The organism is Aeromicrobium sp. Leaf289 (assembly GCF_001423335.1).
Taxonomy (GTDB): domain Bacteria; phylum Actinomycetota; class Actinomycetes; order Propionibacteriales; family Nocardioidaceae; genus Aeromicrobium.
Genome location: NZ_LMNK01000004.1, coordinates 280,336 through 306,017, shown reverse-complemented (window position 1 = coordinate 306,017; position 25,682 = coordinate 280,336). Strand labels below are relative to the sequence as shown.

Here is a 25,682-nt window from a genome sequence, read left to right as displayed (position 1 = left end):
TCCGGCGGGCACCCGTGAGTCCGTGGGTGCCCGTCGCGGTCGGTGCCGCAGCGGCGCTGCTGCCGTGGGGCTGGGGGCCCGGCCGACACGTCGTCACCCTCGTGCACGAGGCCGGGCACGCCCTCGTCGCGGTGCTGACCGGACGCCGGCTCAACGGCGTGCGTCTGCACCGTGACACCTCAGGGCTCACCACGTCGGTCGGACGTCCGCGCGGGCCGGGCATGGTCGCGACGGCGGCGGCCGGGTACCTGTCCCCCACCGCCCTGGGCCTCGGGATGCTCGCCACGGCCGCGCTCGGCAGCACCGCCTGGGCGCTGTGGATCGCCCTGGCCGTCGTGACCGGCATGCTGGTCTTCATCCGCAACTGGTTCGGCCTGCTCGTCGTGGGCCTCGCCGCCCTGGTCGTGGGTTACCTCGTCTGGCGCACCGACGAGGGGGTCCAGCAGCTCGCCGTCGTGGCCCTCGCCTCCTTCCTGCTCGTGGGCGGGCCGCGCACGACGGTCGAGCTGTGGTCGAGCCGCCGTCGCTCCCGCTCCGCCACGTCGGACGCCGACGTGCTGGCCCGCCTCACGCACCTTCCCGCGGCGCTCTGGAACGCCGTGTTCGTGGTCGTCACCACGGCGGCCCTCCTGCCCGCATGGCACCTGCTGCGCGGCCTCGACGGGCTGGGCTGAGACCACGCCGTCGTCGGGGTGCTTGGATGAGGCGGTGACCGACGGACCCATGACGACCCCATCCTTCTTCGAGGTCGAGGCCCGACTCGACGGGCGGGCCGGACGCACCGGCACCATCACGACCGCCCACGGCGCCATCCGGACACCGGCCTTCGTCCCCGTGGGCACCAAGGCCACGGTCAAGGCGGTCCTGCCGGAGGCGATGGCCGAGCTGGGCGCGCAGGCGCTGCTCGCGAACGCCTACCACCTCTACCTCCAGCCCGGCGACGACGTCGTGGAGGCCGCCGGCGGACTCGGCCGCTTCATGGGCTGGGACGGCCCCACCTTCACCGACTCCGGCGGGTTCCAGGTGATGAGCCTCGGCTCCGGCTATCGCAAGACCCTGTCGATGGACGCGTCCACGGACGCCGCCGACGTGATCGCCACGGACAAGGACCGCCTGGCGCACGTCGACGAGGAGGGCGTCACGTTCCGCAGTCACCTCGACGGATCCACGCACCGCTTCACGCCCGAGGTGTCGATGGGCATCCAGCACCGCCTGGGCGCCGACATCATCTTCGCCTTCGACGAGCTCACGACCCTGCTCGACTCCCGGACCTACCAGGAGGAGGCCCTCGCCCGCACGCAGGCCTGGGCGGCCCGGTGCCTGGCCGAGCACGGCCGACTCGCGGCCGAACGCGCGTCTCGGTCCGGCCCCTCCGGCGGCCCCGGGCCCGGCACCCCCGCCCCGGCCCTGTTCGGCGTCGTCCAGGGCGCCCAGCACGAGGACCTGCGCCGCCGTGCGGCCCGCGACCTCGCCGCCCTGGACGTCGACGGCACCCGCTTCGACGGCTTCGGCATCGGCGGCGCCATCGAGAAGGAGAACCTCGCGACCATCGTCGGATGGGTCACCGACGAGCTGCCCGAGGACCGGCCCCGACACCTGCTGGGCATCGGCGAGCCGGACGACCTGTTCGCGGCGGTCGAGGCAGGGGCGGACACCTTCGACTGCGTGGGCCCGTCCAGGGTGGCGCGGTCGTCGCGCGTGTACACCGCCGACGGACGCGAGAACCTGCTGGTCGCCGCGTCACGGCGTCGCTTCGAGCCCATCGAGGACGGCTGCGACTGCTACACCTGCGCGCACTACACCCGCGCCTACCTGCATCACCTGTTCAAGGCCAAGGAGTACGTGGCGGCCACGCTCACCACGATCCACAACGAGCGCTACGTCGTGCGGCTGGTCGACCGGATGCGCGGCGCCATCGAGGACGGCACGTTCGACGACCTGCGCGACGAGACGCTCGGCCGCATCGCGGCGTCGCGCTGAACCGACCGGCCGTCAGTACGTCGGCTCGGCCGCCTTCAGCCGCGCGATGACCGTCACGGTGACCGGCATGACGAGCAGCTCGACCGCGCACTTGAACAGCACGCCCACGACGAAGTAGTTCAGGAAGCCGCCGAACCCGGTGATGCCGATGGCCGACGCGGCGATGGCGCAGAACAGGAACGTGTCGACCAGCTCGCCGACGCCGGTCGACGACGCCAGCCGCACGACGAGCGCGCGTTCTGCGGTGCGGGCCTTCATGCGGGTGAGCACCCAGGCGTTCGTGAGCTGCCCGCAGACGTAGCCGACCACGCTGGCCAGGACGATCTGGCCGACCGGGCCCAGCACCGCCTCGTACGCGTCCTGGTTGGCGTAGAACGATGCGCCCGGGATCCGCTGGACGACCGCGAACGTCAGGACGGCCAGGACCGCGCACGCGAAGCCCACCAGCACGGCCCGGCGGGCTGCCCGGAAGCCGTACACCTCGGCCACGACGTCGCCCAGGACGTAGGCGAGGGGGAACAGCACGGCTCCACCGTCCACGAGCAGGGGCCAGACCTGGACCGGGCCGAGGCTGAACGAGCCCGTGCCGATCTCGATGGGCTTGGCGGCCACGATGTTCGAGACCACGATGATCGTGCAGAACAGCGCGAGCACCACGGCGTAGTACGACGAGCCCGACGACGCGAAACGGACTGTGCCGGGGCCCGCGGACGGAGCGGACGACGGTGAGGCCATGCGCGCCATCCTGGCACGGGGTGGGATGATCGGGGGCATGACCCTGCCCGAGCGCACCGACGTCCTCGTGGTCGGCGCGGGGCCGGCCGGAGCCGCTGCCGCCGCCTGGTCCGCACGGGCCGGCGCCGACGTCGTGCTGGCCGACGCCGCCACCTTCCCGCGCGACAAGACGTGCGGTGACGGACTCACCCCCCGGGCGATCGCCGAGCTCGACCGGCTGGGCCTGGGCACGTGGACGCGCTCCTTCGGCACCAACCGCGGCCTGCGGGCCGCCGGCTTCGGCCAGGAGCTGCTGCTGCCCTGGCCCGGTGGCTCGCTGCCCGACCACGGCTCGGCGGTCCCCCGGACCCAGCTCGACGCGCGGATCCGCGACGTCGCGCTGGCCGACGGCGCCCGCCCCCTCGACCACGCGCGCGCGGTCGACGCCGAGCGCGACAGCTCGGGTCGGGTCACGGGCGTCGTGTTCGCCGTGGGACCGGACAAGCAGCGCCACGTGGTCCGGTGCGACCGGCTCGTCGTGGCCGACGGCGTCCGCTCCCCCCTGGGCAAGGTGCTGGGCCGTGAGTGGCACCGCGACACCGCCTACGGTGTCGCCGGCCGGTCGTACGTGAAGTCCGGCCGCGCCGACGACCCCTGGATCTCCTCGCACCTCGAGCTGCGTGACGAGGACTCCTCACTCCTGCCCGGGTACGGGTGGATCTTCCCGCTCGGCACCGCCGGCGAGGGCGGCGAGGTGAACCTCGGCGTCGGCGCCCTGGCCACGGCCAAGCGACCCGCGGCGCTGCAGATCCGACCGCTCATGCAGTACTACGCCGAGCTGCGACGTGACGAGTGGGAGCTCGGCCCCGAGCTGCGGATGCCGACGTCGGCGCTGCTGCCCATGGGCGGCGCGGTCTCCGGCGTGGCCGGACCCAACTGGATCCTGGTCGGCGACGCCGCCGGGTGCGTCAACCCGCTCAACGGCGAGGGCATCGACTACGGCCTCGAGACCGGCCGGGTGGGGGCGGAGCTGATGACCTCGGGGGCCGACCTCTCGACGGCCTGGCCCGAGCTCCTCGTCGGCCACTACGGCGAGGCGTTCTCCATCGCACGGCGCCTCGCGGGGCTCATCACGGTCCCGCGCCTGCTGCCCACGCTCGGCCCGCTGGGCATGCGGTCCCACACGCTCATGACGATCGCTCTGCGGGTCATGGGCAACCTCGTCACCGACGAGGACCGTGACCTCACTGCGCGGGTGTGGCGCTGGGCGGGACGGCGGTCGGTCGCCCTGGACGACCGACCACCGTTCACCGCCTGACCACCGGTCGGCTCAGGCCGCCGGCGGGTCGTTCTTCTTGTTGACCTCGGGAAGCTTCTCGCCGGAGTCCTTGAACGCGAGCGCCGTGAACACGGTGAGCGCGATGGCGGCGATGAAGAGCAGCCAGCCGGACCAGCCGGGACCGACGCTGACGCTGACGCTGCCGAAGCTGCCGCCGCCGTCGGCGGTCAGGGCACGCAGGATCACGAGCAAGGTGCCGAGACCAGCGGCTGCGAGGGCCACGAGTCGCCACGGCACGGTGTCCGGCAGGCTCTGCGCGGCGAAGGCCTTGATCGCCACGACCGCGACCGCGACGAGGATGAGCAGCATGCCGAGGGTCGCCCAGCTGTTCCAGGCGTTCACCCCGCTCGACGTGTCGACGGAGATCGGCAGGTCGTCGCCACCGTCCACGGAAGCCACGACGTACGCCCCGAAGAAGGAGAAGAGGAGCGCGAGCACCCCGGCGACGAGTGCACCTTGATCGTTGCGGGAGAGCGCCTTGAAGTCGGCTGCCATGGGTAGACCTTTCATGCTGAGAATTGGGTAAGGACAACCTAGCCGTCCGCGCGCCTCCCGCGCACCACCCCGTGCCGGACCGACCGCCGTGCTGGGACTGAGACCCCGGCCAACACCTGCCAAGAAGACCCTGAGAGCGGAATCAGAGGGCGATCCGGTGCGTTGCACTGGTACAGACACGATGGGAGGCGTATTCAGATGACGTCAACGAGGCACGAGAGCGCCGAGGGCAAGGACAGCGTCGGCATGTACCTGGCCGAGATCGCCCGGACGCCGCTGCTGGACGCCGCCCGCGAGGTCGAGCTCAGCCGGAGCATCGAGGCCGGGCTGTACGCCCAGCACCTGCTCGACGAGGGACGCGTCGGCCGCGCCAAGGGCGGTGCGCCCAAGCGCGCTACCCGCGAGGAGCTGGAGTTCATCGCCGCCGAGGGCGAGCGTGCGCAGCAGGAGTTCGTGCAGGCCAACCTGCGTCTGGTCGTCTCCATCGCCCGCAAGTACGGGCGCTCGGCCATGCCGATGCTCGACCTGGTGCAGGAGGGCAACACCGGCCTGATCCGCGCGGTCGAGAAGTTCGACTACGCCAAGGGCTTCAAGTTCTCCACCTACGCCACGTGGTGGGTGCGGCAGGCGATCACCCGAGGCATCGCGCAGCAGGCACGCGTCGTGCGGCTGCCCGTGCACGTGGTCGAGGAGCTGAACCAGGTCACGGCTGCTCGCCGCACGCTGGAGCGGACCCTCGGCTACGACCCGGAGCCGCAGGAGATCGCCGAGGAGCTCGGCATGGACGTCGACCGCGTGATCGACCTGCTGTCCTGGGGTCGCGACCACGTGAGCCTCGACACCCCGGTCGACGACGACGGCGACACCTCGCTGGGTGACCTCATCGCCCGCGACACGTCGCCCGGTCCCGACCTGGCGGTGCTCGACGACGAGACCAAGCACCTGATCAGCACGCTGATCGACCACCTCGGTCCGCGCGAGGCCGACATCGTGCGAGCCCGCTACGGCCTGCTCGACGGCCGTCAGCAGAAGCTCGCCGACATCGGCAAGCGCCACGGCATCTCCGCCGAGCGGGTCCGCCAGCTCGAGCGCCAGGCGCTCGTGACGCTGCGCAAGATCGCCGACCCCGACCTGGCGGCCTGACACGCTCAGGGACCGCCACCCCACGCGAAGCCGCCCTGCCTCCCCCGACAGGGCGGCTTCGTCATGTGCGGACGGTCGCGGAGACGGGCGTGAGCCTCGCACCGTGCCGGACGCGGGTCAGCCGGCGAGGCGTTCCCAGAGGGCGTCGACGGCGTCGAGGAGCTGCTCGCGGGTCCCGCTGTTGTCGAGCACCTCGTCCGCGACGGCGAGGCGTTCCTCCCGCGACGTCTGGGCAGCCAGACGGGCCCGGGCGTCGGCCTCGGTCATCCCGCGCTGCTCGACGAGCCGCTCGACCTGGACGTCGGTCGGGACGTCGACCACGACCACCGTGTCGCACTGCCCGGCCATCCCCATCTCCACGAGGAGGGGGTGGTCGTGCACCACGACCGACTCTGCGGGAGCCTGGGCGACCCGCGCGGCGGCGAGCTCGCGGATGGCGGGGTGGGTGATGGCCTCGAGGTCGCGCCGGGCCTGCTCGTCGGCGAAGACGACCGACCCCAGGGCCGGCCGGTCCAGCGTCCCGTCCGGGGCGATCACGTCGTCACCGAAGCGCGCGCCGATGGCCGCCAGAGCCGTGGAGCCGGGTTCGACGGCCTCACGCGCCAACAGGTCGTAGTCCACCACCACGGCGCCCAGCTCGGACAGCCGCGCGCTGACGGTGCTCTTGCCCGAGCCGATGCCGCCGGTGAGACCGACCTGGAGCGTCATGCGTGCACGAGCCGGGCTCAGCCGGTGGCGGCGTTGCCGTAGGTCGTGACGTGCACGTGGTCGAAGTGGTTGGCCGTGTCGCCACCGCGGCTGCTCATGCCCCGCCAGCTGTTCGACGTGGCCGGACGCCAGATGCGCTGCTCCCAGATGAGGTACTCGATGCCGAGCTCGGCCCGGTTCTCCTGCAGGAACGCGGCGATCTGGTCGCCCAGCGGACCGCGGACCATGATGTCGAGAGCGTGGCCGGTGGCGTGCTCACCTCGGCCGGCGATCGCGCCGTACGACGAGATCTCCGGGAACTTGGCGCACACGGCCCGGAACACCTTGACGGTGTCGGGCTGCATGCCGCTCTCGGAGAGCTTGGGGCACGGCTCGGTGCCGAGCGGGAGGTCGTCGGCGATCTTCTTCGTGCTGACCCAGCGCGGAAGCCCCTTGTAGACGACCTCGCTCCAGCCGTCCTTCTTCTCGCCGGTGACGTCCAGCACGTCGCCCTGGTCGACCTTCTTGAGCACCGGGGAGTCGGAGTCGGCGTCGGCGTGGATCGTCACGCCGTCCTCGAGGGCGACCTTCTGGCCGGTCACGTCGACCGCGACCGTGTCCTCGTCGGGCAGCTCGGGACGCTCGGCGCTGCGGTTGACCTCGGGGGTGTCGGCGAGCGCCTCGGTGATGATGTCGTCGGCCGGGGCGGCGACGCTGGCCGAGGCCGGCGCGACCTCGGCGTCGGAGGACACCACGGCGACCGCGGCACCGAGCACCGCAAGGGCGCCGACGGTGGGCATGGCGACCTTGATGACCTGACGGCGCCAGGGGGACGGCGCCGAGTGCCGGCTGCTGTGTCGAGCGGGGGCGGTGGAGCGGGGAGCGGGGGACGTGGTTCCGCGTCCGGCACGCCGCGGGACGGCGTGCTTGTGGCGCGAAGAAGCCACAGACGATCACCTTCAGACGGAGGGGGGACAAGACCGATCAACCACTGAAGCATACTTTGTGCCTGAGTTCACGCACTCGTGACGATCCACACCCGTCGCCCCGCGGGGGCTGTGACCGACCTCTCACGAAGGGAGAGCGACGTGGAGGTGCTGACGGCCGAGCGGAGCCGGCACGACCAGGCCCGCGTGGCCGGCGCGCTCCGGGGGCGTGGGCTGCGCGAGGGTGACCGCCTGGTGCTGCTCTGCCCTGGCGAGCCGGACTACGCGAGCGTCGTGCTCGGAGCCTGCCGGAGCGGCGTCGTGCCGGTGCCGCTCGACCCGCGACTCACCCCGTGGGAGCGGTCGCGCATCCTCGACGACCTCGATGCCGCGCTGGTCGTGGAGAGCGCCGACGAGCTGCACGCCCTGCTCGACGGCGAACCGACGGAGCTCGACGCCGCCCCGCGCTGTCGGCCCATGCACTTCACGTCGGGCACGACCGGCCGACCCAAGGGCGTGTGGTCGGGCCTGCTCGACGCGGGCGACGCGGCGCAGCTGGTGGCCGAGGAGCGCGAGCTGTGGGGGTTCTGCGCCACCGACGTCGACCTCGTGGTGTCGCCGATCTACCACTCCGCTCCCCTGCGCTTCGCCACCGGGACCCTGCTGGCCGGGGGCGGCATCGCGGTGCTGCCGCGCTTCGAGCCCGCCGCGTTCCTCGACGCCGTCGAGACGGTGCGCCCGACGACGATGTTCTGCGTCCCGGCGCACCTGCAGCGGTTGCGGCAGCACGTCGACCACACCGGCTGCCACCCCGACCTCTCCTCGTTCCGCCTCGTCGCACACGCCGGGGCCCCCTGCCCCGAGCCGGTCCGCCGGTGGGCGCACGACCGCTTCGGCGTCGACGCGGTCTGGGAGTTCTACGGATCGACCGAGGGACAGTGGACCGCCTGCCGTGCGCAGGAGTGGCGCGAGCACCCCGGCACGGTCGGTCGTGCGCGGCCGGGACGGGTCGTGACGGTCGACGACGACGGCCTGCTCTGGTGCGTCGTCCCGCCGTGGGGACGCTTCACCTACTGGCGCGACGACGACAAGACGGCCGACGCGTGGCGCGAGACGGCCGCGGGGCCGGCGTTCACCGTCGGCGACCTCGGGCGGGTGGAGGACGGCTACGTGCACCTCGACGCCCGGCGCAGCGACCTCGTGATCAGCGGTGGCGTGAACGTCTACCCGGCCGAGGTCGAGGCCGCGCTGGAGGACGTCCCCGGCGTGGTCGAGGTGGCCGTGTTCGGACGACCCGACGACCGGTGGGGACAGCGTGTGGTGGCGGCCTACGTCGGCGACGTGGACGAGGACGTCCTGCGCGGGCGCGCGACGGAGCGGCTCGCGCCCCCGAAGCGTCCGAAGGAGTACGAGCGGCTCGACGCGCTCCCCCGCACGGCCACGGGCAAGGTGCGGCGCACGGAGCTGTGACCCTGGGCGCCGCGGTGGTCGGTCAGCCGGCCTCGAGGCACGTGAAGGTCCGGCGGAACTCCTGCGGCGTGGTGCCGAGCGCCTGGGTGAAGTGGTGGCGCAGGGTGGCGGCGTTGCCGAACCCCACGCGGCCGGCGATCTGCTCGATCGACAGCGGCGAGCTCTCGAGCAGCTCCTCGGCCAGGGCGATGCGCTGGCTCGTGAGCCACTGCAGCGGCGTCGTGCCCGTCTCGTCGCGGAACCGTCGCGCGAAGGTGCGCGGCGACATGTGCGCCTGGGCCGCGAGGCGGTCGACGGGCAGCGGCTCGTCGATGTGCTCGAGCGCCCAGGCGAGCACGGGCGACAACGTCTCGGCCTCCACCTGGCCGACGGGGGTGCGCACGAACTGCGCCTGTCCCCCGCTGCGGTGCGGCGGCATGACGATGCGTCGTGCCGCCGTCGCGGCCGTGCGGGCCCCGAACACTCGACGCATCAGGTACAGCGAGGCGTCGATGCCGGCAGCGGAGCCGGCGCCGGTCAGCACGCCGTCGTCGAGCACGTAGAGGACCTCGGGGCGGACCACCGCCTCCGGGAACGCCTCCTGGAGCTCGGCGCCGTAGCGCCAGTGCGTCGTGCACTCCCGCCCGTCCAGGAGCCCGGCCTCGCCGAGCAGCCACGCCCCGGTGCAGTGCGCCGAGACGTAGGCTCCGCGACCGGCCGCGGCACGGACGGCCTCGATGGCCGCCGGGTGGTGGGCCCGGTAGCCGCGCTTGGGGGCGATGCAGACGAGGTCGGCGTCGGCTGCGGCGTCGAGCGACTCCTCGACGAAGAGGTCGTAGCTCGAGCCGCGGACCCGTCCGGGCTCGGGCGTGCACACGGAGAACTCGAACACGGGGTTGTCGTCGTCCGGGTGGTACGGCTCGTTCCACACCTCGCAGATGGAGCCCAGCCCGAACGCCTCCACCCCGTCCTGCACGATGACTGCGACCTTCTTCATGGGACCAGCGTGCCACAGGTGTGGCAGTAAATCGACTGATACTGGCGATGCTGCCACTGGTGGCAGGTTCCCGATGTGGCGAGAATTGCTGCCATGATCATCCTCCTGCTCCTCCTCGCCCTGTCCGCCCTCGTCATCACCCTCGCCGTCCTCGTGTCCTTCGACGGCTACGGCACGCGTCCCCCGCCCCGCAGCCACCACCAGGACGCGTTCGAGCCCGACCAGCACCTGACCGTCCGGTGATGCCGCCACACCCCCGGACACGACGAGACCCCCCGACCTGACGGTCGGGGGGTCTCGTGTGCTGGATCAGCGTCGTGCGGTGGGAGTGTGGATCACTCGCCGCCGGTCAGCTTCTCGCGCAGGGCCTGCAGGGCCTCGTCGGACGCGAGGGAGCCCTCGGTCGTCTCGACCTCGCCACCGGCGGAGTAGTTGCTGACCTCGCCGGCCTCGACGTTGGCCTTCTCGGCCTCCTCGATCTGCTTCTTGTGCGCCTCCCAGCGCTCGTGAGCCTCGGCGTACTGCTTCTCCCACGCGGCGCGGGCCTCGTCGAAGCCCTCCTGCCACTCGCCGGTCTCCGGATCGAAGCCGTCGGGGTAGATGTAGTTGCCCTGCTCGTCGTACGAGGAGGTCATGCCGTACAGCGTCGGGTCGAAGTCGTCGCCCTCGGCCGCCTGCGTCTCGTTCGCCTGCTTGAGCGAGAGCGAGATACGACGACGCTCGAGGTCGATGTCGATGATCTTGACCATGACCGAGTCGCCGATCTGCACGACCTGCTCGGGGATCTCGACGTGACGCTCGGCCAGCTCGGAGATGTGCACGAGGCCCTCGATGCCCTCCTCGACGCGCACGAACGCGCCGAAGGGGACGAGCTTGGTGGCCTTGCCGGGCACGATCTGACCGATCTGGTGGGTCCGGGCGAACTGCTGCCACGGATCCTCCTGCGTCGCCTTGAGCGACAGCGACACGCGCTCGCGCTCGAGGTCGACGTCGAGGACCTCGACGGTGACCTCGTCGCCGACCTGGACGACCTCGTTCGGGTGGTCGATGTGCTTCCAGGACAGCTCGGAGACGTGGACGAGACCGTCGACGCCGCCGAGGTCGACGAACGCACCGAAGTTGACGATGGAGGAGATGACGCCCTTGCGGACCTGCCCCTTCTTGAGCTCGTCGAGGAACTTCTGGCGCACGGCCGACTGGGTCTGCTCGAGCCAGGCACGGCGCGACAGGACCACGTTGTTGCGGTTCTTGTCGAGCTCGATGATCTTCGCCTCGAGCTTCTGGCCGATGTACGGGTCGAGGTCGCGGACGCGACGCATCTCCACGAGCGAGGCGGGCAGGAAGCCACGGAGTCCGATGTCCATGATGAGGCCGCCCTTGACGACCTCGATGACGGTGCCCTCGACGACGCCTTCCTCGGCCTTGATCTTCTCGATGTCGCCCCAGGCGCGCTCGTACTGAGCACGCTTCTTGGACAGGATCAGACGGCCTTCCTTGTCCTCCTTCTGGAGGACGAGGGCCTCGACGCTGTCGCCGACGCTGACGACCTCGTTGGGGTCGACGTCGTGCTTGATGCTCAGCTCGCGCGAGGGGATGACGCCCTCGGTCTTGTAGCCGATGTCGAGGAGGACCTCGTCACGGTCCACCTTGACGATGGTGCCGTCGACGATGTCGCCGTCGTTGAAGTACTTGATGGTCGAGTCGATGGCGGCGAGGAAGTCGGCCTCGCTGCCGATGTCGTTGACCGCAACCTGCGGTGCCGCAGAGGGAGCGATGCTCATAGGTAGATGGACTCCGATGGATGGATGATGTCGGGAACGGCCGGTGGACGGCGCCGCGGAGCCCGCAGGACGGACATGCCGAGGACGCTCCTGCTCGTCCCGAGGAACGCACAGGTCACCAGCGCATCTCTCAGGGTACGCGATCTTCCTCGGCTCCGGGGTGGCGGGGCCCCTGTGACGTCCAGGCCGGTCGCGAGCCGGCCGGACCGTCAGTCGGCGAGCTCGAAGAAGGCCGTGAGGGCCTTCACGTAGTGCTCCACGTCGGCGGCGGCCATCGTCTCCCGCGCCGAGTGCATGGCCAGCTGCGGCGCTCCGAAGTCCACGGTGGAGATGCCGGTGCGGGCGGCGCTGATGGGCCCGATCGTCGACCCGCACGGCAGGTCGGCCCGGTGGACGTACCGCTGCAGCGGGACGCCGACGCTCTCGCAGGCTCGCGCGAACACCGCCGCGCCGGCGGCGTCGGTCGCGTAGCGCAGGTTCTGGTTGACCTTGAGCACGGGCCCTCCCCCGAGCACGACGTGGTGCAGCGGCTCGTGGCGCTCGGCGTGGTTGGGATGCGTCGCGTGCGCCATGTCGCCGGACGCGCAGATCGACCCGGCCACGGTGCGGTGCAGGTCGTCGCGCGCTCCGCCTGCAGCCAGCACGATGCGCTCCAGCACGGTGAGCAGGAGGTCGGAGGCCGCTCCCCGCTCCGATGAGCTGCCGACCTCCTCGTGGTCGAACAGCACGAGCACCGAGCGCTGACCCGGCACCGGGCCGGACCCCGACGCCCCCGAGGTCAGGAAAGCCTCCAGCCCGGCGAAGCAGGTCGCCTGGTTGTCCAGACGTGGGGCGGCGACCAGCCAGCCGTCGGCCCCGACCCGCCCGCTCGGCACCACGTCGGTCGTCATGAGCTCGTGGCCGAGGACGTCCTCGGCCGCGAAGCCCTCCCGCTCCCCCAGCCAGGCCAGGAACGGCCTGCCCCGCTGCGACCACACCGCGTCGAGGTGACGCTGGCGGTCGGGCGCCCCGGCAGCGTCGCGGTCGAGGTGGATCGCCAGGTTGGGCACGCGCAGGACGGGCTCGTCGACGTGGACGAGCCGCTCGGATCCGTCGCGCAGCACGACCCGGCCGGCGACGCCGAGGTCGCGGTCGAGCCACGTCGTGAGCAGCGGTCCTCCGTACGGCTCGAGCGCGAGCACGTCGGTGCCCTCGAACCGGCGGTCGTGGTGCTGCTTGAGGCGCAGGTTCGGGCTGTCGGTGTGGGCACCGACGATGCGGAACGGGTCGGCCGGCCCGGTCGCCGCGGTGTCGTCCCAGGCCACGAGCGAGCCGCCACGCACCACGTACCCGCGTCCGCCCGAGGCGGGCCACGCGTCGCGCTCGTCGGCGCGGGACCAGCCTGCGGCGTCGAGCGCCGCGGCCGCCGTCGCCACGGCATGGAAGGGCGACGGCGAGGCGTCCACGAAGCGGCAGAGGTCGTCGGCGGCAGGCATGGCCTCACCGTACCGAGCCCGGTCGCCCGGGCTCGGGACCCCACCACTGCCGTGCACGAACGCCTCCGGCGCGCCACCGGTGAGGGTGGCGCGCCGGAGGCGGTGGTGGCGTGACTACGCCGCCGTGTGCGTGCCGTTCTCCTTGCGCCCGCGGGCGAGGGCGACCGCACCGAGGACGAGCAGCAGCAGTCCCACGAGCCCACCCACGATCGGGAAGGTCGAGTTGACGGCCTTCAGCAGCGTGGCCTTGCCCTTGTACTCGTCGACCGTCTCCTGGATGTAGGCGTCGGTGTAGCCGAGCGTGGCCTTCGTCGTCGTGGCCTTGCGCTCGCCGTCGAGCTCCAGGTAGCCGTCCTGCGACTCCCCACCGCGGATGATGACCCCCGTGACGGGCTCCACGAGGAAGGTGCGGGTGTTGGAGTAGATCCGGTCGGCGACGACCGTGGGCCGGTCCTCCCCGATGAGCGACCCCGGGACCGCGATGGTCCCGGTCTTCGTCGGCTCGATGACCTGCTCGAACTCGTAGACGTCGAGGCCCTTGATGGTGGTCTCGCCCTGGTAGGTCGCGGGCGTGGCCTCCTTCAGGGTGCCGTCCCAGAACATGTAGTCCTTCTTCTCCGTCCCGAACGGGAACTTGAAGTAGAGGCCCTTGAACGCACCGCGCGTCTTGGTGCCACCGGACTCGGTGCGCGACTTGGCCCAGTCGACGGTCTCGCCCGTGTGGGCGTCGAAGGCGACCGTGTCCTTCGTGCTGCTCAGCGGCGTCTCGCCGCTGCCGCAGTCGAAGTCGGGCGTGTCGGTGCACGTGAACGTGTCCCACACGGCGACGTCGCGGTTCAGCTCGTCGGACGCCTCCTCGCTCAGCTCGACGTTGCCCTCGACGATGCGCGTGGACTTGAGCGGACCCGTCACGATGGCCGGCCCACCCTCGGCCCCCACGTCGAGGTACTCACCGTCCTCGCCCGACGCGGTCTGCGAGATGCTCGTGGTCTGGTTGTTGTCCGGCACGACCGCGAGGCGGTCGTACATGTAGAACTTGCTCAGACCTGCCAGTACCACCAGGAAGGCGCCCAGCACGAGCGCCACCAGTCCCAGCTTCTTTCCCACAGTGGGGCTCCCTCCGCCGTTGTGATCAGCGGCACGTTACCAGTCCGTAGGGTCACGACTCGCCGCCCGCGCCGGACCCGGGCACGTGGCAGGATCCTCCCTTGTGACCCTGCGCCTCCGACCGCCTTCCGCGGTGACCTCGGCGGCCCTCCTGATCATCCTCGCGCAGCTGGTCGTCCGGGGTGTGTTCGTCTCGCGCAGCTGGTTCCTCGTGGACGACCACATCTTCATGGCCGACATCGCGCGTGGGGAGGACGACCTCGCCTGGTACACCCGGTTGCACCAGGGTCACTTCATGCCGCTGTCCTTCCTGCTGGTGAAGCTCGTCGTCGCCGTCAGTGAGCCGTACGCGTGGTGGCCCGTCGCCGTCGAGATCGTCGTGCTCCAGGCACTCGCGAGCCTGGCCTGCTGGTGGATGCTGCGCACGGTGTTCGGACCGGGGCGCGTCGCGCTGGTGGGCCTGGCCGTCTACGGCACGACCGCTCTCACCGTGCCGGCCCTCATGTGGTGGGCGGTCGCCATCAACCAGTACCCGCACCAGATCGCCTTCTTCGGCGTCGTGACGGCGCACGTCCTGTACGCGCGCACCCGTCGAGTGCGGTGGGTCGCCGTCGCCGGCGTCTTCCTGACGGTCGGCTACCTCTCGTACGCCAAGACGGGACTGGTGGTCGTCACCGTGGCGGCCCTCACGCTGATCTGGCTGGTCGAGGGTCGGCCGTGGGACCGCTTCTGGAGGACCGTCCGGGACTTCCGGGTCGCCTGGGTGGTCTACGGCGCCCTCAGCGTCGCCTGGCTCGTCGTCTACGTCACCCGGCCGCAGGCGGCGGTGCCGGCGAGGGCGAGCCAGTTCGTCGAGCTCGCACAGGCGCAGCTCTTCGAGGCGCTCCTGCCGACCCTGGTCGGCGGTCCCTTGCGGTGGGTCGACTTCGGGACGGGTCCCGTGCAGTTCGCGGACCCCCCCGTGGTCATGGTGGTCGTGGCCACGACGCTCGTCGCCGTGGTCCTGCTGCACAGCTGGGGCACCTACGAGCGTTCGCTGCTGGTGCTCTGGCCCGTCGGCCTCTACCTGTTCGCCTCCGCCGTGCTGGTCTACACCGGACGTGCCTACACGATCGGCCTCCTGGGCGGCGAAGGCATCGGCATCCACGTCCAGTACCTCTCCGACGCAGCGCCGCTGCTGCTGCTCGCCGGCGTGTCGCTGGTGCGCAGCCCCGTCGACGTCGCCGACCCGCCGCGCCGACGGCCGGTCCCCCTGGTCGACCTCGTCCCGGCCGTCCCGGTGCGCGCGACGCTCGTCGGTCTCGTCGTGCTCCTGGGACTGATCAGCTCGGCGGTGTACGCCGACGGGTGGCGGACGTTCGACGAACGCACCGTCAACCAGCGGGCCATCGCGGACCTGAGGTCCCACTCCGCGACCCGACTCGCCGACGTGTTCGCCCCGTCCACCGTGGTGGCGCCGGTGCTCGGCGACAAGGCGCTCCTGAGGAACTACTTCGCCCTGCTCGACGACCGGTACACGACCTCCCTCGCCGGAGCCGACCTCCAGACCTTCGACGACGCGGGTCGCCTCCGCCCCGCGGACGTGGTCCCCGTCGAGGGGGCCGTCGCCGCGCCGGCCGTCCGCGGATGTCGTCCCGTGGGCACGACGGGTCGAGACTTCAGGCTGACGCCGCCGACGGTCCTGGGTCCGTGGGTGGCGGTCGACTACGTCTCGGCCCGACCCGGAACGGTGTCCGTGGGTGGGATCGGGGTCACGAGGGTGGGCATCGCGGCACCCGCCGGGCGGCACAGGATCCTGGCGGCCGCACCGCGCCCGCTGGACCGGGTCGTGGTCACCGCGTCGGCCGGGACGTCTCTGTGCGTCACCCGGGTCGAGTACGGACTGGTGGCGCCGTCATGAACGAACCACTGCCCGCGGACCCGGTGGCCCGCCTGCTGTCACGAGCACGCGAGCGCGTCGCAGCCAGCCGTCCGGCTCGCAGTCGCGTGGCACGGCGGCTCCCCCGCGTGGGCACCACCACGTGGCTCGCGGTCGCACTCATCGGCGCTCAGGCGCTGCTGCGGGGCTGGGCGACCTCACGCAGCTGGTTCATGTGGGACGACTACATCTTCATCGCCGACGTCGTTCGGGGGGAGACCGGCCTGGGTTGGCTCTTCCGCAGCCACTTCAGCCTTCTGCAGCCCGTCGGCTTCGCCATGGCTCTGCTCGTCGGAAAGGCCGGCTTCGCGTGGTGGGCCTACGCCACCCACATCCTCCTCATGCAGGTCGCGGCCTCGGTGGCGTGCTGGGTGATGCTGCGGGTGCTGTTCGGCGACCGACGACTCCTGCTGGTGCCGCTGACCTTCTACCTGGCCAGTCCCTTCACCGTGCCCGGCTCGGTCTGGTGGTCCGTGGCCATCTACCAGTACCCCTTCCACATCGGGCTGTTCGGCGCCGTCACCTGCCACGTGGTGTGGCTCCGCAGACGACGCCCGCCCGCACTGCTCGGAACCTTCGCCTTCACGGCGCTCGCCCTGGGCTCCTACATCAAGGCACCTCTGCTGGTTCCCGTGCTGGTCGGCATCTCGCTGCTGTGGTTCACCGCGGGTCCGTGGCGCGAGCGGCTCCGCGATCTCGGGCGGCAGTGGCCCGCCTGGCTCGGCCTCGGCCTCCTGCTCGCGGGCTATGTCGCACTCTGGCTCTCCCGGCAGACCGCGGCTCCGCCTCGACAAGCCTGCGAAGCACCTCGACTGGTCGAGACGTCCGTCCTCGAGACCATCGGCAGCGGACTGGCCGGAGGGCCCTGGTCATGGCGCCTGTGGACCGGCGGCATCGACCCGTTCATCGCCGCCTCCGACTGCGCGCCGCTGGCCTACCGCGGCAGCCCTGACCTCGTCGTCGGCGGCGCGCCGCAGTCCCTCGCGACGGCGCCACTCGCGCTCGTGGCCCTGTCGTGGGTCGTGATCGTCCTGCTCGTCGTGCACCGGTGGGCCCGACACCGCAACGCGCTGCTCGTGCTGTGGATCCTGGTTCCCTACGGCCTCGCCTCGGTCGTCCTGGTCTTCGCCGGCCGCGCCGCCACCTTCGGCAGCCAGGTGGGCGCCCGCGAGGTCCGCTACTTCGCCGACCTCGCCGCCGTGGGGGCGTTCGGCATCGCTGCGGCGTTCCTGACGATCCGTGGCGCCCGCACCGGACCCGAGCCGCGCGAGGTGCCTCGCATCACGCTTCCGCTCCCGACGGGCCTCGTGCGCACGCTCGGCGTGCTCTTCGTCGCCGGCTCGCTCGTCTCGACCGTCACCTACGTGCTGCCGTGGCACGCTCGCGACGACGAGACGGCGTTCCCCGAGCGTGCGTTCGTCGCACAGGTCGAGCGCTCACTCGCCCAACGTGAGGGCACGGTCACGGTGGCCGACGTCCCGTTCCCGCCCAAGGTCGCCAACCCGGTCATCGCGCCCTACAACCTTCCCTCGCGGAAGCTGGCTCCTCTGGCACCGAAGCTGCGTGCCGTCACGCAGGGCACGGACCTGGAGGTCCTCGACCAGCAGGGCCGGCTCCGCCCCGCCACCGTCGAGGCCGGCCCGCGAGCCGCCCCGGGCGAGGTCGAGAACTGCGGATACCTGGTCCAGCAGGCCCGGCGCACGATCGAGGTGGCGGAGGTGGTCCCCGGTGGCTTCTGGGTACGACTCGACTACCTCGCGAACGCCGACGGGTTCGTCGACGTCACGGTCGGCGACATGTTCCGACGCGTCGAGGTCGAGTCCGGGCTGCACACGATGCTCTTCCTGAGCGACGGCGACTTCTCCGAGGTCGAGCTGGTCGCCTCCGCGAACCTCAGCGTCTGCATCGACAACGTCCGCGTCGGCTTCGTCACCCCCCGCGGCCAGGAGCCCCCGGCATGAGGCGCCGTCCGTTCGACCGCGAGGAATGGGTGGTCATCGCCTCGCTCGCCCTCGTGCTCGTCGCGCTGCTGTTCCGTCTCTGGGCCGTCACCGGGAGCTGGTTCTACTCCGACGACTTCATCTTCCTCGGTGACACGGCGACCGGGATCGATCGAGGTGGTTGGTACCTGGAGCCCCACAACGTCCACTTCATGCCGTTCAGCCGATGGCTGACGACCCTCGTCGGTCACAGCGGGACCTTCCCGTGGTGGGCGGTCGTCGTCCAGGTCATGACCCTGCAGCTCGCGGCCGCAGGGACCTGCTGGTGGATGCTCCGGACGCTCTTCGGCGACCGACCCGGCATCCTCCTGCCCCTGGCCCTCTACCTGTTCTCGCCGGCCACCGTCCCCACCACGGTGTGGTGGGCCGCGGCCATCAACCAGCTCCCCCACCAGGTCGCCCTCATGGGTGCGGTGGCGGCACACGTCGGCTACCTGCGGCACCGGACGCCGTCTCGGGCCGTCCTCACGGGCGCATTCCTCGCCCTCGGCTACGCGAGCTACACCAAGTCGGTCCTCATCCCGGTCCTGCTGCTCGTCGTCACGTTCTGCTACTTCGCCTCGAGCCGTCGACTCGTCCCGCGACTCCGCGAGACGGTGGGACGCTACTGGCACGCCTGGCTGGTGACCGGCGGACTCACCGTGACCTACCTGTGGATCTACCTCACGGTCGCGCCGAGCTCGCCTGCTCCCTCACCGTCGGTCGTGCTGGACACCATCGACCTGTCACTCGTCCGATCAGCCGTCCCCTCGCTCCTCGGAGGTCCCTGGTGGTGGACGACTCTCGGCCAGCCCGGTGGCGTGGGCCCCAGGCTCTTCGTCGACACGCCGCTGCTGCTCACCGTGCTGGCCTGGCTCGTCCTGGGCGGCCTGACCGTCTGGCAGGGTCTGCGGCATCGCCGCGCCTGGTGGCCGGTGCTGATCGTCCTCGGCTACGCCGTCCTCGGCGCCGTGATCATCGCGATCGGTCGCGCGACGGCCTTCGGTCCGGAGTCGGCGGCGCTGGAGCTCCGGTACTTCGCGGACCTGGCTGCCGTGGCCGCACTCGGCGTCGGCCTGGCGACCATGCCGGTCCGGGGAGCGCACCAGTCCCTCGAGCCGCGGGAGCCGGCGGTGCTGGTCGTCCCGCTGCGTCGACGCTGGGTCGTCGCCACGGCAGCAGTGGTGCTGGTCTCCGGTCTGGTCAGCTCCGTGCTCTACGTGCGACCGTGGCACGAGGAGGCCACCATGCCGCAGCGGGAGTACCTGGCCACGGTCGAGTCCCAGACGTCGCCGACGGCCCCGCGTCAGGTCCTGGACACCGGCGTGCCGGACGTCGTGCTGTGGTCGGCGGCGTTCCCGAAGAACCTCGCGTCCCACGTGCTGGCGCCGCTGGGTGACCGACTGGACTTCGTCGACCAGGGCGTGGACCTGGAGATGATCGATCCCGCAGGACGGGTCGTCGACGCGGCCGTGGGCGGCGGCCCCAGGAGTCTGCCCGGACCCCGGGAGGGATGCGGGTACCTGATCCAGCCCGGCTCCACCGGCCGGGTGCCCCTGCAGCCCGTGCTCGACTTCCCGTTCATGCTGTCCTTCGGCTACCTCGCCGGCGCCGACCTGGACGTCACGGTCCGCGCAGGGACGGTGACGCGCGAGCTCGATCTCGCCCGGGGAGCCCACACCGCCTTCCTGCCGTCGGCCGGCGCGTTCGACGAGCTCGTCGTCCGCAACGACGGGACCGCCGCCCTGTGCATCGACACCGTGGCGGTCGGCGGCATCGAGCCCTTGGTGGTGCCCGGTGCCTGAGACCACGCGTCGAACCTATCCGGGACTCGACACCGTCCGGGCCATGGCGGCTCTCGCGGTCCTGGCCACCCACACCAGCTTCTGGGCAGGCTTCTACCCCCAGGGTCTGCTCGGGGCGATGACCGCACGGCTCGACATCGGCGTCGCCATCTTCTTCGTGCTCTCGGGCTTCCTCCTGGGCCAGCCGTTCCTCGCCGCCATGGCCGACGGCACCTCCTCGCCGCGCGCGGGACGCTACCTCTGGAAACGCTTCCTGCGGATCGTCCCCCTCTATGTCGTCACCGTGGTCGTGGCGCTCCTCGCACTGCCGGAGAACGACGCCGCCGGGCCGGGCACCTGGATCCGCCAGCTCACCCTCACGCAGGTCTACCCACCCGCCGACCTCGTGGCCGGCCTGACGCACATGTGGAGCCTCTGCGTCGAGGTCGCGTTCTACCTCGCCCTCCCCCTGCTCCTGTGGCCTCTGCACCGCTGGTCCGCCCGTCGTGGCTGGAACCCGAGGGCCGTGCTCCTGGTGCTGGCGGGGGCGGGCCTCGCGTCCTGGTGTTGGCTCGGGCTGGTCGCCCCGCGGGTGGACGGCTCGAACCTCTGGCTCCCGGCGTTCCTCGGCTGGTTCGCCGTGGGGCTCGCGCTCGCGGTCGTGGACCTCGAGCGCCGCACTGCTCCTCGGTTCGCGACCCTCGCAGGACTCGCCGGTCAGCCCGGAGTCTGCTGGACCCTCGCCGCCGCCGCCTTCGCCGTCTCGGCGACGCCGCTGGCGGGGCCGACGCTGCTCGAGCAGCCGACGGCGGGCCAGGCGGTCGTCAAGAGCGTCCTGTACGCCACCGCGTCGGGGCTCCTCGTCCTGCCGTCGGTCCTCGGTCCGACCGACACCCGGTACGCCCGCGCGATGGCCTGGAGGCCACTGCGGCACCTGGGACACATCTCGTACGGCATCTTCTGCCTGCACCTACTGGTCGTGCACGGCGTGGCCGCCGCCCTCGACCTGCCCCTCTACCAGGGCAACGGCTGGACCCTGTTCGGCCTGACGGTCCTCGGCAGCGTCGTCGCGGCAGAGGTCGCCTACCGGCTGGTGGAGAGGCCCGCGATGCGGCTCAAGGACCGGGGACGCGGCACGACCGTCCCCACGAGCGCGCCCACCGCCAGCAGCACCAGGAGCTGAGGCCACGCCTCTGCCCCGGCCCAGCCGCCCGCCGAGCCCCACGGCGCCAGCACGTACCCCGTCCCCGCCGCCGTCACCGCCAGCGGCGCGACCCAGGTCCCTCGCGCCCGCAGCAGTCCGGTCACGACGGCACCGACGCCGGCCGCGGCCAGCCCCGTCCATCCCCCGAGGAGTCCGACCGACACCACGGTCGCGAGGCCCAGGACCGTCGCGCGCAGGCGCCGCCGTGGTCGCGGTCGCGCCGCGGATCCCGGCGCGCCTCGAGGGCTCGACCGCCACCACCAGAGGACCAGGCCGAGCACGGAGACGGCGCCCAGGGCCAGGCCGAGGCGGTACACCGTGCCGGCGCCGAACGACGCCTGGACGCTTCCCCGGTCCGTGATCCACCCCTGCATCCAGCCGTTGACGGTCACGGCCGTGGCGTCGTCGGCCGTCCAGCCCGGGTTCGCCGTCTGGGGGACGGCGACGAGGCGCTCCGTCCCCTCCCCGAGGTCGTCGACCCGCAGGGTGCCGCTGCCGTTGCGCCCGATGGCGCTCTCGGAGCCGGCAGCGTCGGCACGCGGCCCCTGCGACAGGCGCAGGAGGGTGGGTCGGAAGGCCTCGCCGCCCCGGACCACGATCCGGTTGTCACCCTCCTGCAGCGCGATCGAACCGCCGTCCTCGCACACGGTGGCGGGGAGCTCGGCTCGCGCCGCGACGGCGGCGCGCGACCCTCGGACGGAGGTGGGGTACCGGGCACCGTTCACCCGGAGGTCGGGACCGGAGCCGCACGGGAGGTCGACCGTGGTGGCGGCTCCCTCGGCGGCATCGATCCCGCTGCCGGGCAGTGACACCTCGCTGACGCCGACGGGCAGACCGCTCCCCGATCCGTCGAAACCGAGGGTGGACCGGACGTACACGTCGGTGACCGTCACCTTCACCAGTCGTGCGTCGCCCGGGCGCTCGAGCTCGGCCAGCCCGTCGACGTCGAACCGCACGCGCTGTCGGGCGCCGTCGTCCAGCTCGACCACCCCTCGCCGCGGCGCAGAGGCCGCCAGCGTCGGATCGGTGCGCAACCTGATCCGCGAGACCTCGGCGTCCTCGTCCAGACGCAGGGTGATCGTCGGGTCGCTGTCGCCGAGCGAGGCCACCCAGCCGGTCTGCGGATCACCGTCGACCATCGCCAACGGCCCGGCCGCGGGATCCGACGAGGCCGACGAGCTCGTCGTCGGCTCCACCGGACCGGCGAGGAGCCTCTGGAGGTCCGTGCCGTTCACGGGCAGCACGCTCATGCCCGAGGCGAACACCGCTCCCGCCCCCATCGGCACCACGCGGTCGAGCATCGATGCGTCCTCGCCGCGGCCGTCGCGGCCCGGGACGCACCGGGTGACACCTTCGACGCGCCAGCACGAGGCGTCACCGGGGTCGGCGGTGAGCACCACGTCGGTGGGCGTGCCCCATGCCTTGGGCAGGTCGGGCAGCCGAAGGGGGCGCGACAGCGGAGCGCGCGGCACGTCGACCTCGGCGAGGGACAACGGATCGAGGTCCGGTCGGGGCAGCCCGATGCGCAGCGTCCGTGTCGTCCCCGCGTCGATCGAGGCGGGACGACCGGGCCGCAGCCTGAGCGTCTGGACGCCACGGTCGGTGCGGACCTCGACCGTCCTCGGCTCAGCCCCTCTGGGCAGGGTGACCGTCGCGCCCTCCGTGGAGACGGCGCGGCCGTAACGCACCTCCAGCCACCCGTCGAGGTCGCCGGCGGTCCAGGCCGTGCTCGGGTCCCCGTCGAGCGCCGCCCACGGCGCAGCCGTCTGGTCGATCCGACCCTGGGTGACGTCCGAGGCCGACGAGGAGACCGCGACGTCCCGGGCACCTTCGAGCTCGGGCACGGTCTGCCAGGCCTCGTCGTCGCCGGTGACGTAGTCGTGCACGGGCCGCTCGATCCGGTAGGGATCGGTTCGAGCCAGCGAGGCGGAGCGGTTGTCCACGACACGGCCGAACGCCACCTCCTGCCGCCGGTCCGTGTCGGTCAGGACCACCTGCCGCGGGGTGAGGGTGTCGGGGACGTCGCGGGCCATCAGCACGTCGACACCCGTCGGCAGCAGGCCCAACAGCTGTGCCGCAGGACTCCCGACCACGACGGGTGTCGCGTCCGCCTGCTGGCTGCGGGCCGTCGACGCCGAGGTCTCGGCGACCTCGAAGACCTCGACGGCACGGTGGCGTGACTGGCGTCCACCGTTCACGAACACCGTCTCCCCCTCGTCGGTCTCCTGGCCGGCAGGACTGCCGACCCGGGGACCGAACCCGGCCCGTCGTTGCACGCCCGGTGTGGAGGACAAGGTGGAGTAGACCAGCTCCGGATCGGTGGCGCCGGTCTCGGCGAGGTCGTTGCGGACGAGGAGGAACCGGATGCCGGAGCGTCTCAGCAGGTCGGCGAGGGCCGGGGAACCGCGCCCGGAGGCGAAGGCCTCCTCGAGCGCGTCGAGCGAGCGGATGGCTCCGGGCGGCACGAGCGGCACCGCGTTGCGCAGGCTCCAGGGCGTCGTGCCGAGCGCCTGCACCAGCTCGTCCCGCGGCCTGCCCCACAGGTAGTCACCGAACGCCGAACCCGGCAGGACCAGCGTGTTCTCCCCCGACGTGTTGGCCGTCATCCACCGCGTCGCGTCGTCCCAGTAGCCCGGCACGGAGACGAAGCCACCGGTCCGCGGCAGCTCGGCCGTCCAGGCAGGGGTGGTCGCCGACGCCAGGGAGGCGACTGCGAGGACCGCGACCCCCGAGACACGGAGACCTCGCACCGTGACCGGCTGGGCCCGGGCGACCAGGTGCACGAGGCCCAGGACCAGCGGGATCCTCAGGACGAGGTCGAACTTGTGCGTGTTCCTCAGGGGTGCGAGGGCGCCGTCGAGCCACCCCGCCACCGTCCCGCTCCCCCAGCCGCCGTCGCCCTGGCCTGCCGTCACCAGCACCAGGCCGAGGAGGGTGCCGCCGACGAGCCAGGATCGATGCGGCACGTCGCGACGGGCAAGGCCCCACACGCCGAGCGCGAGCACCAGGGTGCCGTTGAGGATGAGCAGCGGCTCGGTGACCAGCGCGTTGCCGGCGACCTGCGTCCCGTCCAGGTAAGGCAACCAGTTGGTGGTGCCCCGCAACGCGTCGAAGGGGTGAGCCGCGAACGTCGTGGTCGTCGCGCTCTCGATGAAGTCCAGGAAGGGTGGACTCACCCTTCCGAGCAGGAGCAGCGGGATCCACCACCAGGCCGTGGCCACGATCGTCAGCGCCGGCCACCACAGCATGAGAGCTCGGCGCCGAGGGCCCGGATCGGCCAGCAGGACGAGCAGGACGCCCAGGGGCAGGACCGCGGCCGTGGCGGCGGCGTTCACCCCGCCGGTCGCCGCGACCGCGAGGGCCGCCGCCGCGGCCCACCGACGTGGGTCACCGCGCGTCAACCCGATCGCGAGCGCCACGAGGACCCAGGGCGCGGTGGCCATCGGCCACACCTCGACCGAGCTGGGCCCGATGACCGTGAGGATGCGGGGCGACAGCACGTACGCCAGGGCACCGAGCATCTGGGTCCCGTGCGTCCCGATGCCGAGGACCCGCGCCAGCGTGACGACGCCCCAGAACCCCAGGACGAGCAGGAGGGCCCACCAGGCTCGCTGGACGACCCAGGGTGGTGCCGCCAGCAGGTCGCCGAGCCAGAAGAACGGTCCCATCGGGAACAGGTAGCCGTACGCCTGGTTCTGCACCTGCCCGAACGAGCCGGCCGGGTCCCACAGGCTCAGCGCCCGCTCGAGGAAGCGCCCCGGCGCGAGGGCCAGGTCGATCTTGGTGTCGTTGAGGATCCGGTCCGGGGCCTGCACGAACGCCAGCGCGACGAGCGCTCCTGAGACGGCCACCATGCGCCACCGCTGGACCGCGGTGAGTGGTGTGGTCATCGCCGTCTCAGGACGATCGCGAGGTTCCACGTGACGACCTCGCGCAGCAGCGGGACGCGCAGCACCCCGTAGGCCCATCGCGGGAGGTAACGAGGCTGGAGGGCCACGACTTCGACGTCGTCACGCCCCCGGGCCCAGCGCAGCCCGGCGGCGGCGGTCACGGCGAACAGGGAGGTGCCGAAGACGTTCTTCGGCGGCCGTCCGTGCCGCCTCGTGTAGCGCCGGGCGGCACGACGACCGCCGAGGTAGTGCCACGGCGCCGTCTCGTGACCGCCCCACGGCCCCCACCAGAGCGTGTAGGAGCAGAACACGAGGCCGCCCGGCCGGGTCACACGGACCATCTCGTCGGCCATGAGCCATGGCTGCGGCACGTGCTCGAGCACGTTGGAGGAGTAGGTGACGTCGAAGCTGCCGTCGGCGAACGGCAGCTGCATGCCGCTGCCCAGCACGGTCCCCGGCTCGGGCGCCCCGAGTCCGCTGAGCTCTCCGAGGTCTGCGTCGAGGGGGGTGTAGCGGGCGCCGGCCGCCCGGAACTCCCGGGCGAAGTAGCCCGGTCCTCCTCCCACGTCGAGCACCCACGCACCGTCGAGGTCGGTGTGGTGCGCCACGTGGGCGACGGAGTCGGCGGCGAGTGCCCCGTAGAACCGGTCGGGATCGGTCTGCTCGACGCGGAACGCCTGGAACAGCCTCCAGGATCGTCTCGTCGACGGTCGGAACGGCGCAGGCACCCGGGCACGATAGCCCAGCCCCTGGACCAGCGGCCGAGTACACTCGGGAGACCGCGTGAGGGACGCGGGGCGCCGTTCGGCGTCGT

Annotated in this window: 20 protein-coding genes; 10 read left to right on the top strand and 10 right to left on the bottom strand. The window is 72.0% G+C overall.

What is annotated here, in order from left to right; genetic code table 11:
• The first annotated feature begins 14 nt into the window (after positions 1–14).
• Complete coding sequence (locus tag ASF37_RS14000) at positions 15–674, top strand: M50 family metallopeptidase (RefSeq protein ID WP_235497683.1); 660 nt, start codon at positions 15–17, stop codon at positions 672–674.
• A gap of 49 nt (positions 675–723) precedes the next feature.
• Positions 724–1,980: a tRNA guanosine(34) transglycosylase Tgt gene (gene tgt / locus ASF37_RS13995; protein ID WP_056581391.1), complete on the top strand. Its 1,257-nt coding sequence runs from the start codon at positions 724–726 to the stop codon at positions 1,978–1,980.
• 12 nt (positions 1,981–1,992) lie between these two features.
• On the opposite strand, the gene ASF37_RS13990 is transcribed toward tgt, so the two are convergent.
• Positions 1,993–2,715, bottom strand: a complete 723-nt coding sequence (locus tag ASF37_RS13990) for a queuosine precursor transporter (protein ID WP_055965915.1) — start codon at positions 2,713–2,715, stop codon at positions 1,993–1,995.
• On the opposite strand from ASF37_RS13990, the gene ASF37_RS13985 reads away from it, so the two are divergent.
• Complete coding sequence (locus ASF37_RS13985; protein ID WP_304438622.1) at positions 2,714–4,012, top strand: geranylgeranyl reductase family protein; 1,299 nt, start codon at positions 2,714–2,716, stop codon at positions 4,010–4,012. The two genes, ASF37_RS13990 and ASF37_RS13985, sit on opposite strands and share 2 nt — an antisense overlap.
• Positions 4,013–4,024: 12 nt before the next feature.
• Here ASF37_RS13985 and ASF37_RS13980 read toward each other — a convergent pair whose 3' ends face one another.
• On the bottom strand, positions 4,025–4,528 hold the full coding sequence (locus ASF37_RS13980) for a hypothetical protein (RefSeq protein WP_055965913.1): 504 nt from the start codon (positions 4,526–4,528) through the stop codon (positions 4,025–4,027).
• Between the two features lie 198 nt (positions 4,529–4,726).
• On the opposite strand from ASF37_RS13980, the gene ASF37_RS13975 reads away from it, so the two are divergent.
• Positions 4,727–5,671, top strand: coding sequence for an RNA polymerase sigma factor RpoD/SigA (locus ASF37_RS13975; protein WP_055965911.1), 945 nt, complete (start codon positions 4,727–4,729; stop codon positions 5,669–5,671).
• 117 nt (positions 5,672–5,788) lie between these two features.
• Here ASF37_RS13975 and coaE read toward each other — a convergent pair whose 3' ends face one another.
• Together coaE and ASF37_RS13965 are read right to left on the bottom strand one after the other, a co-directional pair.
• A complete protein-coding gene (gene coaE / locus ASF37_RS13970; protein ID WP_056576440.1) occupies positions 5,789–6,379 on the bottom strand; it encodes a dephospho-CoA kinase in 591 nt (196 codons plus the stop codon).
• Between the two features lie 17 nt (positions 6,380–6,396).
• The gene (locus tag ASF37_RS13965) at positions 6,397–7,158 is read right to left on the bottom strand and encodes an SH3 domain-containing protein (RefSeq protein ID WP_055965908.1); all 762 of its coding nucleotides are present in this window, start codon (positions 7,156–7,158) and stop codon (positions 6,397–6,399) included.
• A 288-nt stretch (positions 7,159–7,446) separates the two neighbouring features.
• Here ASF37_RS13965 and ASF37_RS13960 point away from each other — a divergent pair, with 288 nt between their 5' ends.
• Positions 7,447–8,754 (top strand): class I adenylate-forming enzyme family protein, encoded by a 1,308-nt coding sequence (locus ASF37_RS13960; protein ID WP_082480748.1) that lies wholly within the window; start codon positions 7,447–7,449, stop codon positions 8,752–8,754.
• 22 nt (positions 8,755–8,776) lie between these two features.
• On the opposite strand, the gene ASF37_RS13955 is transcribed toward ASF37_RS13960, so the two are convergent.
• Complete coding sequence (locus tag ASF37_RS13955) at positions 8,777–9,730, bottom strand: GlxA family transcriptional regulator (RefSeq protein WP_056555716.1); 954 nt, start codon at positions 9,728–9,730, stop codon at positions 8,777–8,779.
• 93 nt (positions 9,731–9,823) lie between these two features.
• On the opposite strand from ASF37_RS13955, the gene ASF37_RS17245 reads away from it, so the two are divergent.
• Positions 9,824–9,973 carry a hypothetical protein gene (locus ASF37_RS17245; protein WP_156364841.1) on the top strand — a complete coding sequence of 50 codons (150 nt, stop codon included), beginning with the start codon at positions 9,824–9,826 and terminating at the stop codon, positions 9,971–9,973.
• A gap of 92 nt (positions 9,974–10,065) precedes the next feature.
• Here ASF37_RS17245 and rpsA read toward each other — a convergent pair whose 3' ends face one another.
• The 3 genes from rpsA to ASF37_RS13940 form a co-directional block, all read right to left on the bottom strand.
• Positions 10,066–11,511 (bottom strand): 30S ribosomal protein S1, encoded by a 1,446-nt coding sequence (gene rpsA / locus ASF37_RS13950; protein ID WP_055965904.1) that lies wholly within the window; start codon positions 11,509–11,511, stop codon positions 10,066–10,068.
• A gap of 209 nt (positions 11,512–11,720) precedes the next feature.
• Positions 11,721–12,986: a M18 family aminopeptidase gene (locus ASF37_RS13945; RefSeq protein WP_055965902.1), complete on the bottom strand. Its 1,266-nt coding sequence runs from the start codon at positions 12,984–12,986 to the stop codon at positions 11,721–11,723.
• Positions 12,987–13,100: 114 nt separating this feature from the next.
• Positions 13,101–14,093 (bottom strand): DUF3068 domain-containing protein, encoded by a 993-nt coding sequence (locus ASF37_RS13940; protein WP_055965900.1) that lies wholly within the window; start codon positions 14,091–14,093, stop codon positions 13,101–13,103.
• A 133-nt stretch (positions 14,094–14,226) separates the two neighbouring features.
• Between ASF37_RS13940 and ASF37_RS13935 the strand changes: the two genes are divergently transcribed.
• The 4 genes from ASF37_RS13935 (at position 14,227) to ASF37_RS16960 (ending at position 20,957) form a co-directional block, all read left to right on the top strand.
• The gene (locus ASF37_RS13935) at positions 14,227–15,993 is read left to right on the top strand and encodes a hypothetical protein (RefSeq protein ID WP_156368214.1); all 1,767 of its coding nucleotides are present in this window, start codon (positions 14,227–14,229) and stop codon (positions 15,991–15,993) included.
• 107 nt (positions 15,994–16,100) lie between these two features.
• On the top strand, positions 16,101–17,972 hold the full coding sequence (locus ASF37_RS13930; protein ID WP_156368213.1) for a hypothetical protein: 1,872 nt from the start codon (positions 16,101–16,103) through the stop codon (positions 17,970–17,972).
• A complete protein-coding gene (locus ASF37_RS13925; RefSeq protein ID WP_055965895.1) occupies positions 17,969–19,795 on the top strand; it encodes a hypothetical protein in 1,827 nt (608 codons plus the stop codon). The genes ASF37_RS13930 and ASF37_RS13925 overlap by 4 nt, the downstream gene beginning before the upstream one ends.
• The gene (locus tag ASF37_RS16960; protein ID WP_255353830.1) at positions 19,788–20,957 is read left to right on the top strand and encodes an acyltransferase; all 1,170 of its coding nucleotides are present in this window, start codon (positions 19,788–19,790) and stop codon (positions 20,955–20,957) included. Before ASF37_RS13925 ends, ASF37_RS16960 begins: the two co-directional genes overlap by 8 nt.
• Here ASF37_RS16960 and ASF37_RS13910 read toward each other — a convergent pair.
• Together ASF37_RS13910 and ASF37_RS13905 are read right to left on the bottom strand one after the other, a co-directional pair.
• Entirely contained in the window at positions 20,858–24,868 is a 4,011-nt protein-coding gene (locus ASF37_RS13910; RefSeq protein WP_162239961.1) for an alpha-(1->3)-arabinofuranosyltransferase family protein, read from the bottom strand. The genes ASF37_RS16960 and ASF37_RS13910 overlap by 100 nt on opposite strands.
• Entirely contained in the window at positions 24,865–25,596 is a 732-nt protein-coding gene (locus tag ASF37_RS13905; RefSeq protein WP_235493025.1) for a class I SAM-dependent methyltransferase, read from the bottom strand. Before ASF37_RS13905 ends, ASF37_RS13910 begins: the two co-directional genes overlap by 4 nt.
• Between the last annotated feature and the right edge of the window lie 86 nt (positions 25,597–25,682).